The sequence below is a fragment of the Ferruginibacter profundus genome (genome assembly GCF_054783275.1).
Genome location: NZ_BAAGQW010000003.1, coordinates 1,001,760 through 1,017,203, shown reverse-complemented (window position 1 = coordinate 1,017,203; position 15,444 = coordinate 1,001,760). Strand labels below are relative to the sequence as shown.

The window sequence follows — 15,444 nt, the reverse complement described above, 5'->3', positions numbered from 1 at the left end:
TATTATCAACGAAAATAAATTAAGTATACTATTTTTTAAATTTAAATGCCAATAGCCAGAATGTTTGCTTTGCTATTCCATCGAGAGGGTTTGCGCCGTCATTGTAAGATAGACCAATTGTAAATTTATTATTTTGAGTTGGGTAAAAAATAAGCTCACCTTTAAACATAGGTACATATGACTCTCCGGCAGCAGCTATACTGTTTGAAATATCAACCCTGCCATCGTAAGTAATTTTAAGTTCTATACCTTTTGTCCAAAATTCTTTGTTTAATAAGCCGTTTTTGGAATCGTATGTTTTTTTCTTAAATAATAGATTTCCACCCAAACTGAAAAACCCTCTTAAATCATATCCCTCATCTGCTGCTGCTTTTGCTGTAAATACATTTTGATATTCAATGCCAGCTTGTGGATGTAAATAGAATAATACCCGTTTTGCAGTTTGGGCATAACCACCTAAGATAATTCCGCCGGGCTTTTTTGAAAAGGGGTGCCAGTACGAAGTGAATAAAACAGAATGTGAAGTATCATAAAAATCGCGTAAATATTCTAGTGCATATTCCACGAAATGAGCTTGAGACTCGTCAATATTTGTGTAAAAAGCCTGCGAAAAAGACATACCCGCTTTGTAGTTTTTTTGTTCTTTTTCTATTTCGTTGTTTTGATTGTAAACAAAAAAGCCTGAGAACACTTCTTTGTAAGCCTTATTGTTTTTTGTCTTTTTTGTTCTGTCGCCAAACTGATATCCTATGCCGGCATTTATCACAAAAGAATTAGGTTTGCCTTTGGGAAATGTAAAAGAAAGATTGGCGGCCTTGTCATCGTCTTTGGTACCTGTTTCAAAAGCTTTTCTCACTTTTAATTTTTTCCAGAATTTGCTTAAAGTGTGGTCTTCTTCATTGCCGCCGTTTTGAGCAACTACAGAAGATGCTATCATAAGCAGAGGTAAAACAAGAATGGATTTTATTTTCATAACCCTTTTTAATTATTTAATTTTTGAATCTACTAATGCTGTGCAGTGCCCTACAGTAGAGCAATCGCCTGCTTCTGAACTACTGATGCTTGCGGATGACTTAAATTCTTTTACAAGAATATCAAGTCTCATCTGCAATAATGTATACTCATCATCTCCGTACAAAAGGTTTTGCACCAAGTCAATATTATCGTTTAATGTTTCGGGTTTAGTTGTAAAATTTCCTGCTATATGAAGTATGATACGCTTTGTTCTTATTGCTGCAGTGTCAGTTTTATCATCGGCAAGTGAATTAGCAATTAAAAAATCAGACAATAACTGATTGCCTATTTTCAAAGAGGGGTCTGATGCTTCCATTTTTTTTAATTTTGAATGTAGCTTTTTAAAGTCCCCAGGTTTTAACGTAATTCTGTGTTTTGCCATGTTTTTGAGTTTAGAATGTGGAATTACAAATTGGTATTGATTGAAAGTAAAGCCATTGAAAAAATTTACAACCGCCTCTTAAGTTTACATGAAAATATTAGTCTGCATAAAATCTACTCCTGTTAACAAACCTATCTGTTACTCAGCGGTTTTACAATAGCCGCCAGATTCTTTAAATTAAATGCCTTTGACAAAGTAACATTGTAATAAGGCTGTGCATTGCTATAACCGGATAATTTATCGTTTTTTCCAAAAAGATTGGATACCTCAGCTCCTAATGTAAAGCCTGTGGTTGGTTCGGTAATAAACAACCTGCCCTGAAAGTATGCATTGGTATTGCGCTTGTAAACTACACTAGTTGATGAAAGGCCGCCAACAGGCATATAATTTAAATTAATACCCAGAGCGCCACTTAGTCGAATGCTGATTTCGTCGGTCTCAAACCTGAATAAAATTCCCAATAGGCCAAGATAAGCATCATAAATATTCTGATTAACTTTTGTGCTTAGAGGCGTAACTAAAGGAAGTGCAACACCCGCCGGATACCTGTTACTGGCAGTATCTTTTTTATAAGTATTGTTATTGGTAAATTTCGATTCAATCTTACTCCGCCGCCAGATAAATTCAAAATTGGGAGCGTAGTACACTTTAAGTTTATCATCGGTCAACCATGGTATGGGTATTATGGGACTAAAAAATGCGCCAATATTATCTGAAATCCTGGAGGTCATTTTAATAGCAGTATCCCTGAAATAAATGACAGAGTCCCTACCATAAGCCTCAATCCTGGAAGTGAATGTCGTATTGGTGGATGTGTCTGTTTGCGTCATGGTACGGTTACCATATACTCCAACACTGATGCCGTATTTTTTTGTTTCCGGGATAAGAATATTGAGCGCAAAGTATAGTTTATTGGCCTGTACACCATCAACCATATCAAAGTTTGTACCCAGGTAGCCCAGGTACCGGTAATTATCTAATGGCTGATCGGCGGGTTTTATTATGAGTGTTATTTCGGTGGTTTCACTTTCATTGTCCTTGTCCTCTTCCTCTTTCTCACCAACAGTTTTCTTTATGACTAGCTTTATTACCAGTTTAAGGTCTTTTACCTGTTTATCATCAGCATTGTCTTTTTTAATAAACAGTCGTACAAAATTTCCCTTGTCTTTTAAATCTTTAATATTTTTTCCTTCAATTTTTTCAAATATTTCGTAGTCGGCTCTGGGCAAGGTTGACTTATCCTCATCAACCGATACATATAATTTGCAATCCTTAAATTTTTCCAACGAAGTATTAGAAGACGTTATTTCTACATTGACAGTTCTTTCTTCGTCTGACCTGCGATTTACAAGTGTGTCTTTGGTTTTATTAAAGCCGATGTTGTATTTGGCAGCATCTGCCCGGCCAGGATTATTTTGTGCAAGTAACGCTGCAGGTAAAAGCAATAGCAGGAGCATCAGTTTCTGTTTCATGGTTCAAAGTTTTGGCGTATAAAATTTATACATCAAAACTATAGCCCGCCTCTCTGCATAACAATGGCAGTTTAACCCTTTTGGGTACCGTTAAATCACCTTATCTTCCCGTCATAGTTATTTGATAAATATTTCTAACCTTGATTCGTCCGGCTGAGTTTATCGATTGCTTTTTAGCGTTTTTTCAAGGGCTCTTTGGCTTTTTTATAAATTTGCCACGGTACAATATTACAAATTTGGAATTACTTATATTAAGCAGCATTCCCGTCTTTTCCCCTCCCCATTTCCCGTTATTAAACCCTTGCCCTAAACCATTACTACCCCCATATTTGTACAACCATCAACGGTACCCAAAAGGGGTATTGCCTCAGCAAACGGTATCGTTTATTTTTAATCCATATAGCATGGTAAAATCAACAGGGCTTTTAACCAAAAGAGAAGAAGAAGTACTGGCCGCACTGGCAAAGGGTCTTTTGTATAAAGAGATGGCGGCACAGCTGGGCGTTTCTCTCGATACCGTTAAAAAGCATTGTAAGAACATTTACCTCAAACTAAAGGTCCGTAACCGAACAGAAGCCACCAATTATTTCAATACCCTGAAAGCTGCATAGCACCGCACCTGGTGTTGTGGCTAAACATTTTCAAAAAAATTGATCAGTATGAAAAGGACGCTACTTACCTTAATGGCAGGCGTATGCATGTACGCAGGCATCGCACAACCTACTGCAGGCCTGCAGGCTTATTTCCCCATGAATGGCAATTTTAACGACGCCGGGCCTAATGGCATTGTGGTAACCAATACCGGCGCTACAGCTTCTACTAACGCCAGCGGAACAGCGAATACCGCTATGTTCTTTAACAACCCTACCAGCACGGTGGTGCAATATGCCACGCACCCGCCGGCTGCCAGCCTCAGCTTTGGTACAGCGCAGGATTTTAGTGTAGACTTTAATATGTATATCACCAGCCCCTTTGCCCACTCAGCAGGCATCTATGATAACAATTTAAATTACGGCGGCTATGGCATCTGGTTATGGAATTCACCCGGCTACCTGCAGCTCAATCTTAACTTTAAAAATGGTAATGTAGGTACTACCAATGGTGCATTAAATGTAAACACCTGGTACCATATCTGCTGCCAGAGGGCTTCAGGTACTTTAAAGATCTTTATCAATGGTGTGCTGAACGCTTCTGCTCCCGAAGGCACTATGGCCCCGGTATACACCTATGCTGCTCGTTTTGGCACCATGTTCTATAATGCTATTGTACCGCCCAACTATAATGGCCTGGTGGGTAAAATAGATGAAATGCGAACGTACAACAGGGCATTAACACAGGCAGAAATAACAGGCCTGGTGCTGCCGATAAAACTAACCAGCTTTACCGCATCAAAAAATAATACCGATGTATTACTGCAATGGCAAACGGAATTTGAACAGAACAGCAGCCATTTTAATATTCAGCGTAGTACCGATGGCGTCAACTTTACCACCATTGCTACGGTAAATGCGGCAGGCAACAGCTCCGTAACTACTAACTACCGGTATACAGATAACACGGCAAAAACCATTGCAGCAGGCAAAAATATCTTTTACCGGTTAGAAGAAAATGATATGGATGGCAGAAAAGATTTAAGTGCGATTGTACTGGTAAAATTTGGAGCAGGTGCAAATGGGTTGATACTCTTACAAAATCCGGTTACAAATGAATTGAGGCTACAGCTAAGTATGCCGGCAAAACAAAATGTAAGTATACAGGTAACCAATGCGCAGGGGCAGCAGGTAATGGTAAAAACGCTGCAGTTGAATGCAGGTGAAACATTTACAGCTTTACCAGTAAATACTTTGGCTAAAGGAACTTATTATATCAGCCTGGTAAATGCAGGTGGAGATAAGCAAACCCTGTTATTTATAAAACAATAAACACCGGGCTGCACCCGAATAAAATCCAACACGATAATGCAAAGGCCGGACTGAAAATGTCCGGCCTTTGCATTAAAAAACATTGCTCTGCCGGCCCTGGCTCCTGGTATACTGATATATTTATATTGCATTAGATGATTGTAACAATGTATTATTCTATTCGCTTCATTTTAGTGAAGCCTGAAACATCAGGCAATAAAATGTTATAAAGCCACATTAGACCTTATTTTTTAACCAACCTTAAAAAACTGTACTGTAAAACCCTTACTAAACCACCCGGATAGCGGCTTTGATCCGGCACAGGGCCAACACACACCCGGTGCAACGCCATAGCAAAGCCGTAGCAACGTCATAGTTACTCCGTAACGAAGCCTGCATAATGGTATGAGCTACTTTTTATGAAAGAGAAGCAGGTTGCAGGATGATAAATGGAGCAGGTTTTTCTAAAACGATAACCCTCTTTGGCTTAAAAACGGCAGTTCTTTTGCCAAATAATACCAGTATATAAAATTGTCGTCAAAAATTTTACTGAAAATCAATTGTTTACAAAGGTGCTATTAAAAATACTCTCCTTTTTTGTTGGAAATGCACCTTAAAGGGCCTTACCTTCGCCGTCCCAAAAAAGCAACAGCAATTTTGCAGCTGCTTAAAGGGCGGAAGTACCGGGATGGCGATACTCCGAACGTTTATAAACCGCTTACTGACTGCATCATAAAAACTGCAGCAGGGCAAAAAAAGAAAAAAATGAGCAAATTACATTTCACCACCAAGCATGCTAACGAGGCTACCGTTACACACAACTGGTACGTTGTGGATGGTACTAATCAAACCGTAGGGCGCATGTGTGCAAAAATTGCAGCTGTTCTTCGTGGTAAGAACAAAGCCTATTACACCCCACACGTTGATTGTGGCGATTTTATTATTGTGATCAACTGCGAAAAAGTTAAGTTGACCGGTAACAAAATGGATGAGAAAATTTACGACAACTATACTGGTTACCCGGGTGGCCGTAAAGAAGAAGTTGCAAAAGATCTTCAGAAACGCAGGCCCGAAGTGCTTATTGAAAGAGCAGTAAAAGGTATGTTACCTAAAAACCGTTTAGGCCGCCAGTTATACAAAAAATTATTTGTGTACGCAGGTGCAGCCCATCCTCATGGCGCTCAACAACCAAAAGAATTAAAATTTTAATTAGTAAACATCAGTTACGCAAGCGGCTAAACCCGTAACCCGTAACCCGAAACATAAATAAAAAATGGAAAAGCAAAAAAACGCAGTCGGCCGTAGAAAAGAAGCTGTAACACGTGTTTTCCTTAGTAAAGGAGAAGGCAAAATTACAATCAACGGCAAAGACTATAAAGCCTACTTTCCCCTGGTATATTTACAAAACCAGGTAGAAGCACCTTTTAAAACTGTTGAAGCTACTGACAAATTTGATGTGGTTATTAATGCTACCGGTGGTGGTGTTAAAGGCCAGGCAGAAGCTGCTAAGCTGGGTATTTCCCGTGCTTTACTGGAAGTTAGTTTAGACTATCGTCCGGCTTTAAAAGCTGCAGGCTTATTAAAACGTGACCCACGTTCTGTTGAGCGTAAAAAACCAGGTCGCAAAAAAGCAAGAAGAAGCTTCCAGTTCAGCAAACGTTAATACTGGCCAATGGCTCATGGTTAATAGTTCATGGCAAGTTGCCTTACTATCAACCATCAACTATGAACCATGAACAAATTTTAAATAACAACATTAATAATATACAATGGAAAATAATACTTCCTTACAACAACAGTTACTCGAAGCAGGTGTGCACTTTGGCCATTTAAAAAAGAAATGGAACCCCAAAATGTTGCCTTACATCTTTGCTGAAAAGAAAGGTATTCACATTATCGACCTTAACAAAACTGTTGAGGGTTTACAGGAGAGTGCAGCAGCATTAAAAGCGATTGCACGCAGCGGTAAAAAAATAATGTTTGTAGCTACTAAAAAACAAGCTAAAGAAATCGTAAGCGAATGTGCAAGAAAAGTGAACATGCCTTATGTTACCGAACGCTGGTTGGGTGGTATGTTAACTAACTTCAACACTGTTCGTAAGAGCGTTAAAAAAATGCAGAGCATCGAAAAAATGCTTGCTGATGGCAGCGCAGAAAGCCTGACTAAAAAAGAACGTTTAACATTAGGACGTGATAAAGATAAACTGGAAAAAGTATTAGGTGGTATTGCTGCAATCAGCCGTGTACCAGCTGCTTTATTCCTGGTAGATATCGGTCACGAACATATTGCACTAGCCGAAGCAAAAAAATTAGGTATCAGCACTTTTGGTATGGTAGATACCAACAGCGATCCTAATAAAGTTGACTTTGCTATTCCTGCAAATGACGATGCTACAAAATCTATCTCTATCATCGTTAATTATTTAACTGCTGCTATTGTAGAAGGTTTACAAGAGCGCCAGGCAGATAAAGACAGCGAAGATGATCATAGCGATGTAGAAGAATCAGCTGAAGCCAAAGCCGCAAGGTTTGAGCAAAAAGTTGATGGTGGTGACGACAGGAACAAACGTGGTGGTGGAAGAGGTCCTGGTGGTCCGGGTGGTCAGCCAAAACGTAGGGTAGCTGGTCCTGGCCAGGGTGGCAGAAGGCCGGCTGGTGGTCCTGGTGGAGCAAGATAAGAAGTCCCTCCGTGCCCAACTTGTTGGCGGGAATTACGGAAGAGATTAGCGAAGGTGATGTTTGAAGTTTTATGAAGTGTGTTGTAACCAATGTACTTTAAAATCTAAAACGTTATTCATTATTAATTTTTAATTATTCATTACAATGAGTGTTACTATAACAGCAGCAGACATTAATAAATTACGTCAGACTACCGGAGCAGGTATGTTAGACTGCCGTAAAGCTTTAACAGAAAGCAACGGCGATTTTGAAGCAGCTATTGATTGGTTGCGTAAACAAGGACAAAAGGTAGCGGCTAAACGCAGCGACCGTGAAGCCAAAGAAGGAGTGGTAATTGCACAAACTACAGCAGACAACAAAAGTGGTATCGTTCTTTGCATCAGTGCCGAAACTGATTTTGTAAGTAACAATGCAGATTTCGTGGCTTTTGTAAAAAGTATTGCAGATGCAGCTATCAGCAATAATGTAAATACCGCTGAAGAATTATTAGCAGTGTCTATCGGTAACGAAAAAGTTGCTGATATGATCAATGATAAACTGGCTTCTATCGGCGAAAAGATCGGTATTACCCGTTTTGAAAGAGTGAACGCTCCGTTTGTAGCTTCTTATATCCATGGTGCAAACCGTATGGGTGTATTAGTAGGCCTTACTAAAGAAGCGCCTGAAGCTGGTAAAGATGTAGCCATGCAGATTGCTGCTATGAATCCTTTGGCAGTTGATGAATCTTCTATTGCTCCTGAAACAATTGCAAGAGAAAGAGAAATTGCTATCGACCAGATTAAAGCAGAAGGCAAACCAGCTGAAATGGCTGAAAAAATTGCCGTGGGTAAAGTGAACAAATTTTTAAAAGATAATACTTTAGTACACCAGCCTTTTGTAAAAGACAATGGTAAATCGGTTGCCGATTATTTAAAGAGTGTGGATGCTGATTTGAAAGTTATCGAATTTAAAAGAGTAGCATTAGGTTAATTTACTCATCAAACTTTTATAAAAAGGGTTGCTTCAGATGAAGCAACCCTTTTATTTTTTAATTCACTTTTTCCAGGTTGAGGGAGATGGTTTTGTCTTTGGAATTGTATTTCATGATCAATACTGTTCCGGGCTTACCTCTTGTAACAAAGTAGGTTACTTTCTTTTCTTTTATAAGGTCAAATCTTTTTTGAGTGAATCCTTTTTTAGGATCAATCGTAATGGCAACAGTGCCATATTTTTCATCACCAAAAGATCCCCTTGCTAAAATTGTTTTCTTCTGGCCATCCAATCCTTCATCAGTATACATATAACCAAAGCTATGGGTATAAACAAGCCAGCGGGCCATTAAACCAATAGACATCCCTTCAGTAGGGATCTGGCTTCTTTCTTTATCCTTTTCAATTTTTTCAAGTGATTTTGCTTTCATTGTATTATCAATACGCAACAAGAACATATCATCTATAGTGGCCTGTGCAGCGGCTGTACCACCATTGCTGCTTAATAACCTTGATGCAACACCAATGGCGCTAACAGTTTTTCTGAAAAATTCTCCTACCAATACCATGCTGCCATCCGGCATCAAACAAAGATTATGTGCCTGTATATATCCCTCTTCCGACTTACTTTCATTTTTCATATCCAGTACATTGGAAAGATCATTCTGGTAATTAAAATTTTTCAACACTTTTATATCTCCGGTAACATCATTCAGTTCCCCAATACTAAACCCTATTGGCTTAGCGGTATAAAATTTATCACTCTCATTATACATTGTAGACACAATTTTTAATTTGCCATCTGTGCCCGCTTTTATAAGCATGGGCTCCAAGGTTAAATCGCCTATATCCATTGGCTTTTTAAATAATTGTTTACCGGTTTCGGTACTTAAACCAATTAAAGAAACAACAGCGTCTTTAGACATAATGCCACCCCTGTTAATTTCATACAGTAATATGGTGTTTGGTGTGGTAGCTACAAGATAAGTATCGTCCCTGTCCCCTTTATCTGCGGTAAGGCTTTCTTCCCATTTTAGTTTTCCATTATTGTCTATCATTTGCAAATTCACACCACCGGTTTTAGCCTTACTCTGGTACACACAAATAAATCCTTTCCCTTCCACATTACTTGTTCCCTCATAACTGTTTTCCATCTGATCGGCCATAGCACCGCCAAACATTCCTTTCTTAACTTTTTCAGGGTCGTAAGGAACAGTACCGGTTTCCTTCCCTTTAAGGTCAAATATTTTTACAAACCTTGCGTAACCATCTTTTTTATCGCTGTCATAAAAGCTAAGTAATATCTGGTTAGATTCATAAACTGCTTTTTTTAACACCAGGTCTTTGGAGCCTTCAAACTCGTTATTACCAATGGGTTTCAGATTTTCATCTACTATTTCTAACCTGTATAATGCCGATTTTTTCATTTTGTCTATTTTATAAAAAAAGGCATAACCAACAATCTGCTTATTGTTTACAATGTCTACAGAATTGCGAAGTTCTACATCAACTACATTTTCCAGGGTTTTACTTTGCGAAAAAGCAGTGGTACTAAATAGCACAGCTGTTACAACAAAGAGAAGGTGAATTTTTTTCATGTTCATTTTTTTTGAATTAAATAATTGTATTTACTGGCGGGGTATTTGTTTTTAAAACTATTATAAGCACTGGCTTCATCTTTCATCTTTACCTGCGTATTGTACATCATGGTGGCAAAATCTGCATCTTCTGTACTGTTAGCACCGTTGATATTTAAAAAATAAGCAGCCAGTTTTTCCAGGTCGGCAGTGCTGCAGTTAAATAAAAAATCCTGCAACTCCTTCAGGTTGCTTCCGGCTTCAGCATAGGCATTGGCGGCATTAAACCGTTCCAGGTTTTTATCTTTATACACTAATTTAGAAAAACAAAGTGATAAGAAATAATTGTAAGTGGAAGCGTTGTACTGATTTTGTAGAGCAAACATGCATAAATGAATACATAAACCCAGTTTGTTATTTTCGTACTCGTAACGCACCAACTCCAGCATTGCCCTTTCCTTAAAATTTTTGTACGAAATATTTAGTGCACTGCAGCAATTTACTGTTGCTGCAGTATTACTTCCAGAAATAGCTGCATAACGCCTGGCACAGTCGGGATGCGTTTTTATAGAATCAAGGTCTTTATCTGCATTCATGGTTACTTTGATTGAAGAAAGGCCGTTGTATTTTGGTTTCACCACAAAATAAGAGGGATCAATTTGTGCCTTAGTAATAAAATCTTTTGGCGAATACAATTTATCTGAAGTAAATAGTTCTTCTACCTTATCTAATTTCAACAGCACTTTTGATGCAGTGGCAATATTAAACCCTGCATTTTTAATCAGCACTACACCCAGGCTATCTGCTTCACTTTCTTTATAAGTACTGTGTTTGCCGCTTTCTACATTTAATCCTTTCATTAATTTCCGGTAGCGGTCAAATTTACCATAGTCGGCTTTTTTAATTTTATTCAACTCTGTTACAAATTCTTCGGAGGTAAGCATGGCAATGCTTTTTTGAATCCTGCTGTCGGAATGATTGAGCAACTGGTGCGATATCTCGTGCCCCAGCACAAGTGCCAGCTCATCATCATTGTCGATCCATAAAAACAATCCCAGGTTTATCATAATTGTTCCTTCTCCATAACATGCGGCGTTAGCTATTATTGAACGATTAATAAATAAATGAATAGTATCGAAGCGGAAATTAGGATTGGCGGCGGTTATTTTTTTAAGGATCTCATTGCATTTGCCCAGCAGCAGGGAATCTTTCACTACTTTATTATTTTCAAAATCATCTATCAGGCTTTTATTTCTGCCACTCAATATTTCGTCGTACCATGCCTGTGAAGATTTATCTGTATAAAATTTAGGTACGGTATATTTTTTCAGTTGTGCAATTTTATCAGCATAACAATCGGCACTAAGCACCGAAAATTTAATATCGCTTTGCTGTGCGTTTAATGGCAGGCAAATGATACAGGCTAATAATAAGGAAACAAATAATTTGCTATAAGAGTTAGTTACAGAAGTTGGCATTGGTTTAGAAGAATACGTTTTAAGGTATGAATTTAATACATTATAACGAATATTATAAGTGATTATTTGCTGCCACTGATTAATACAAAAAAAACGTTCCGGAACAATACCGGAACGTTTTGGGTTTTATCGATTAAGGGCTTAATTATCTGGCATATACACCATTGGGACTCACCACACTTGCAGGCCCGCCGGTAATACCAACCGGGGGTACAATAATATTTACCGCTGCGCCATTTATTTTTAAAGAAACTTTTCGTGCATGAATTTCCACACCCTGCTGATGAAAGGGCGGCATGGCTGCAGGCTCACGGTTAATTAAATATGGTGCTGTAAAATCACTCATCTCTACTTCAAAAGTATAACCTGCAACAACACATTTGCTTGTTGCTTTGTCTGCACTTATCTCAATATCAAATGTGGCATTTAAAACAGGTGCCTGCTCAAAAGGAGTACCTGCGAATATGTTAGGCCCGAAATATTTTCCAACAGTTTCATCAGTACTTACAAAACCCATCACTGCAGGCATGGCAGCAGGATCAGGTTGCCATAGTATCATACCACTTGCAGCATTGCCCACCGGCGTATTTACCATACGGCCTAAATGCACAATTACATTTGGCATTTGCAGTTCAGGAGAAGTAACTGCTACCAGGTCAATGCCGCCTTCCCAGCTCATCCATTTTGAAACATTGCTCATAAAATAATTTTTAAGTTTATTGTATGAGGTAAATGTATGCCGGGGCAATAATGAATTTAATACCCGCTGTTGGGTATTTATTAAAAAAGAGAGTACTAATTATTTAATGCTTCCCATAAAATTTCCACCGGGTGTTTTGCCCTGGCACCTGTACCGTCTTTGATCTGGTGGCGGCAACTGGTGCCGGGTGCAGCTATAATTGTTTCGGCAGCAGCATTACGTACAGCAGGAAATAAAACCAGTTCACCGATCTGCATGCTTAAGTCGTAATGTTCTTTTTCGTAACCAAAACTACCGGCCATGCCGCAACAACCACTGGGAATGGTTTCTACAGAATAGTTTTTGGGTATGGATAGTATTGACGCAGTATCACTTAATGCACTCAATGATTTTTGCTGGCAATGCCCGTGCAATTTTATTTTTTTAGTTGCAGAGGAAAATAATGCAGCATCAATTTTACCTGCAGCAAATTCCCGGGCAATAAATTCATCAATATAAAAAACGTTTTTGCTCAGGGCTTTTGCCTTGGCTAAATTTTCGTCTGTTGCCAGGTCAATATACTCATCACGGAAAGTTAATATGGCTGATGGCTCAATACCGATCATGGGTGTAGCATCATTAACAACAGGAGCAAGTAATTCAATATTTGTATTGATGATCTCTTTTGCCTTACGCACCAAACCTTTACTTAACCAGGTGCGGCCGCTTTCTAAATGGGCAGGAATATGTACTTCGTAATCTAACTTTTCTAATAGCTGAATGGCTTTAATACCAATTTCAGTATCATTATAATCTGTGAATTCATCGCAGAATAAAAAAATCTTTTTATCTGAAGTAAATGGATTTTGTTTTTTATGTTTTGCAAACCAGCTATGTAAAGTGGTTGTATACATGGTGGGCATGCTACGTTTTGTTGCAAAGCCGGATAATTTTTTTATTGCTCCGCCAATTACTGAATTGCTTACGGCAAAATTGTACAAGCCGGGTACCATGGCTCCCAGTTTGGCTGAGGCTGTAAAGTTGGCGATCAGTTTACTTCTAAAGGGTACACCATTGGCATCATAATAATGTTGTAAGAATTCTGCTTTTAATTTTGCCACGTCCACATTACTCGGGCATTCACTTTTACAACCTTTGCAACTTAAACATAAATCCATCACTTCATAAATCTCTTGATGATCAAAACGATTTAATTTATCGCTGTTGGTTAAAAACTCACGAAGAATATTTGCTCTTGCCCTTGTAGTATCTTTTTCATTTTTGGTGGCCATAAAAGATGGGCACATCGTGCCACCACTTAATGCAGTTTTTCTGCAATCGCCACTGCCATTGCACTGCTCGGCATGTTGCAATACATTTTGATTATTAAAACGGAAATGTGTTGTAAACTCCGGCGTTTGTTGCCCGGGTATGTACCGTAGCATGGTGTTCATGCTGGGCGTATCTACAATTTTATTGGGGTTGAAAATATTATTGGGGTCCCAGGCTTTTTTTATTTCTTTTAAAAGGGCATAATTTTTTTCTCCCACCATTTGTTTGATGAACTCCCCACGTAATCTGCCATCGCCATGTTCACCACTTAATGAACCATCATATTTTTTTACCAGCGTGGCAATTTCTTCCGCAATGGTTCTGAATAACCGGTTGCCTTCAACGGTTTTTAAATTGATGATGGGGCGCAAATGAATTTCGCCGCTGCCCGCATGCGCATAATGCACGCTATACAAATCATGCTTCTTCAGTATCTCATTAAAATCACGGATGTAGGCAGGCAGGTCATTTACATCAACTGCGGTGTCTTCAATTACCGGTACTGCTTTTGCATCGCCGGGTAAATTGCTGAGCAAGCCCAGGCCGGCTTTACGCAATGTCCATATTTTTTTACTGTCCGCACCAAACAATAATGGAAAGTGATAGCCTAAACCGGAAGCACGCATGTCATCTTCTACCTGTTTTGCAATAGCAATAATTTCTTCCCTGGTTTCCCTGCAAAATTCAATTACTAAAATGGCACCGGGATCTCCCTGCACAAAAAAACGGTTCTTGCTTTGTTCAATATTATCTTTGGTACATTCTAAAATATAATGATCGATCAATTCACTGGCACTGGGTTTATATTTTAACGCAATTAAATTGGCCCTTAAACTTTCATCAATAGAATTGAAATGTACACAAAGCAAACCCACTTCTTTAGCTGGTAAGGGCACTACATTTAATTTTATCTCTGTAATAAAAGCTAATGTGCCTTCGCTGCCTGCAATCAGTTTACAAAAATTAAAATCTTCGCCGCCTGCAGTAAAAGGCGCCGCATCCAGTAAAATATCAACCGCATAACCCGTATTTCTTCGCTCTACAGATTTTTTAGGAAACTGTTTTTTTATTTCTACCTGGTTATCGTAATTGCTTAATAAACCTCTTACGGTTTTATATATCGAGGCTTCTAAACTATTGCCTTCGCATTTGTGGTGAAATTCATCTAAGCTTAGTGTTTTAAATGCTGCCTCGCTGCCATCACTCAACAATGCTTTCACTTCTATTAAATGTTCTCTTGTACTTCTGTACACTACCGAATTTGATCCGCAGCTGTTGTTGCCTACCATGCCGCCGATCATTGCCCTGTTGGCTGTAGATGTTTCGGGGCCGAAGAATAAGCCATGCGGCTTTAAAAACATATTCAGCTCATCACGTATCACCCCCGGTTGTACACGAACCCAGTTTTCTTTGGTATTTAATTCAATAATGGAAGTAAAATATTTTGATACATCTACCACAATGCCATTACCTACCACTTGCCCGGCTAAAGAAGTACCGGCAGTACGTGGAATTAAAGACGTTTTATACTGCAGCGCAAATGCAATTAACTTTTTCAGGTCATCAATACTTTTTGGTATTGCAACGGCTAATGGCATTTCCCTGTAAGCGCTGGCATCGGTGGCGTATAAAGTACGCATGGTAGTATCTGAAAATAAATCACCCTGCAGTTGTTTGCCCAGTTGCTGTAGCGCCTCAGTCATGCTTAAAATTTAAGAGTTGCAAAGATAGTTTACAAACAAATAAGATAGAGTTTGTACAAAAGGTTGAGAACCCTTGCAATATTCTTTGCTTTTTTTAGAAACTTTCTAAAAGTTAACCGATGGGGTGGGGCACGCCGCAAGGGTGACCCACCCTGCAGACTTTAGCTTATCATAAGCTGAAGATGCATTGCCTTTTCTTTATCCGGGTGAGCCACTCATAAGGAGTGACCCACCCTGCAGCCTTTAGCTTATCATAAGC

Annotated in this window: 13 protein-coding genes; 6 read left to right on the top strand and 7 right to left on the bottom strand. The window is 38.9% G+C overall.

The window, feature by feature from the left end; all coding sequences use genetic code 11:
- Positions 1 to 28: 28 nt before the first annotated feature.
- The 3 genes from ACYVM0_RS24035 to ACYVM0_RS24025 form a co-directional block, all read right to left on the bottom strand.
- A complete protein-coding gene (locus ACYVM0_RS24035; protein WP_460561460.1) occupies positions 29 to 973 on the bottom strand; it encodes a hypothetical protein in 945 nt (314 codons plus the stop codon).
- A 12-nt stretch (positions 974 to 985) separates the two neighbouring features.
- Entirely contained in the window at positions 986 to 1,396 is a 411-nt protein-coding gene (locus ACYVM0_RS24030; RefSeq protein WP_460561458.1) for a hypothetical protein, read from the bottom strand.
- Positions 1,397 to 1,527: 131 nt separating this feature from the next.
- Complete coding sequence (locus ACYVM0_RS24025; RefSeq protein ID WP_460561456.1) at positions 1,528 to 2,868, bottom strand: hypothetical protein; 1,341 nt, start codon at positions 2,866 to 2,868, stop codon at positions 1,528 to 1,530.
- A 404-nt stretch (positions 2,869 to 3,272) separates the two neighbouring features.
- Between ACYVM0_RS24025 and ACYVM0_RS24020 the strand changes: the two genes are divergently transcribed.
- The 6 genes from ACYVM0_RS24020 to tsf all read left to right on the top strand — a co-directional run bounded on the left by ACYVM0_RS24020 (position 3,273) and on the right by tsf (position 8,417).
- Positions 3,273 to 3,479, top strand: a complete 207-nt coding sequence (locus ACYVM0_RS24020; RefSeq protein WP_460561454.1) for a response regulator transcription factor — start codon at positions 3,273 to 3,275, stop codon at positions 3,477 to 3,479.
- A 48-nt stretch (positions 3,480 to 3,527) separates the two neighbouring features.
- Positions 3,528 to 4,790: a LamG-like jellyroll fold domain-containing protein gene (locus ACYVM0_RS24015; RefSeq protein ID WP_460561452.1), complete on the top strand. Its 1,263-nt coding sequence runs from the start codon at positions 3,528 to 3,530 to the stop codon at positions 4,788 to 4,790.
- A 744-nt stretch (positions 4,791 to 5,534) separates the two neighbouring features.
- Entirely contained in the window at positions 5,535 to 5,978 is a 444-nt protein-coding gene (gene rplM / locus ACYVM0_RS24010) for a 50S ribosomal protein L13 (protein WP_430988156.1), read from the top strand.
- A gap of 64 nt (positions 5,979 to 6,042) precedes the next feature.
- Positions 6,043 to 6,432: a 30S ribosomal protein S9 gene (gene rpsI / locus ACYVM0_RS24005; RefSeq protein WP_430988155.1), complete on the top strand. Its 390-nt coding sequence runs from the start codon at positions 6,043 to 6,045 to the stop codon at positions 6,430 to 6,432.
- Positions 6,433 to 6,538: 106 nt separating this feature from the next.
- Complete coding sequence (gene rpsB, locus ACYVM0_RS24000) at positions 6,539 to 7,447, top strand: small ribosomal subunit protein uS2 (RefSeq protein WP_460561449.1); 909 nt, start codon at positions 6,539 to 6,541, stop codon at positions 7,445 to 7,447.
- A gap of 145 nt (positions 7,448 to 7,592) precedes the next feature.
- Positions 7,593 to 8,417, top strand: a complete 825-nt coding sequence (tsf, locus tag ACYVM0_RS23995) for a translation elongation factor Ts (protein WP_460561447.1) — start codon at positions 7,593 to 7,595, stop codon at positions 8,415 to 8,417.
- A gap of 58 nt (positions 8,418 to 8,475) precedes the next feature.
- Here tsf and ACYVM0_RS23990 read toward each other — a convergent pair whose 3' ends face one another.
- The 4 genes from ACYVM0_RS23990 to ACYVM0_RS23975 all read right to left on the bottom strand — a co-directional run bounded on the left by ACYVM0_RS23990 (position 8,476) and on the right by ACYVM0_RS23975 (position 15,185).
- Positions 8,476 to 10,014 (bottom strand): DUF6770 family protein, encoded by a 1,539-nt coding sequence (locus tag ACYVM0_RS23990; RefSeq protein ID WP_460561445.1) that lies wholly within the window; start codon positions 10,012 to 10,014, stop codon positions 8,476 to 8,478.
- A gap of 2 nt (positions 10,015 to 10,016) precedes the next feature.
- Entirely contained in the window at positions 10,017 to 11,471 is a 1,455-nt protein-coding gene (locus ACYVM0_RS23985; protein WP_460561443.1) for a M48 family metallopeptidase, read from the bottom strand.
- Between the two features lie 145 nt (positions 11,472 to 11,616).
- Entirely contained in the window at positions 11,617 to 12,171 is a 555-nt protein-coding gene (locus ACYVM0_RS23980; RefSeq protein WP_460561441.1) for a hypothetical protein, read from the bottom strand.
- 95 nt (positions 12,172 to 12,266) lie between these two features.
- Positions 12,267 to 15,185 (bottom strand): FAD-binding and (Fe-S)-binding domain-containing protein, encoded by a 2,919-nt coding sequence (locus ACYVM0_RS23975; protein ID WP_460561439.1) that lies wholly within the window; start codon positions 15,183 to 15,185, stop codon positions 12,267 to 12,269.
- Positions 15,186 to 15,444: the final 259 nt, after the last annotated feature.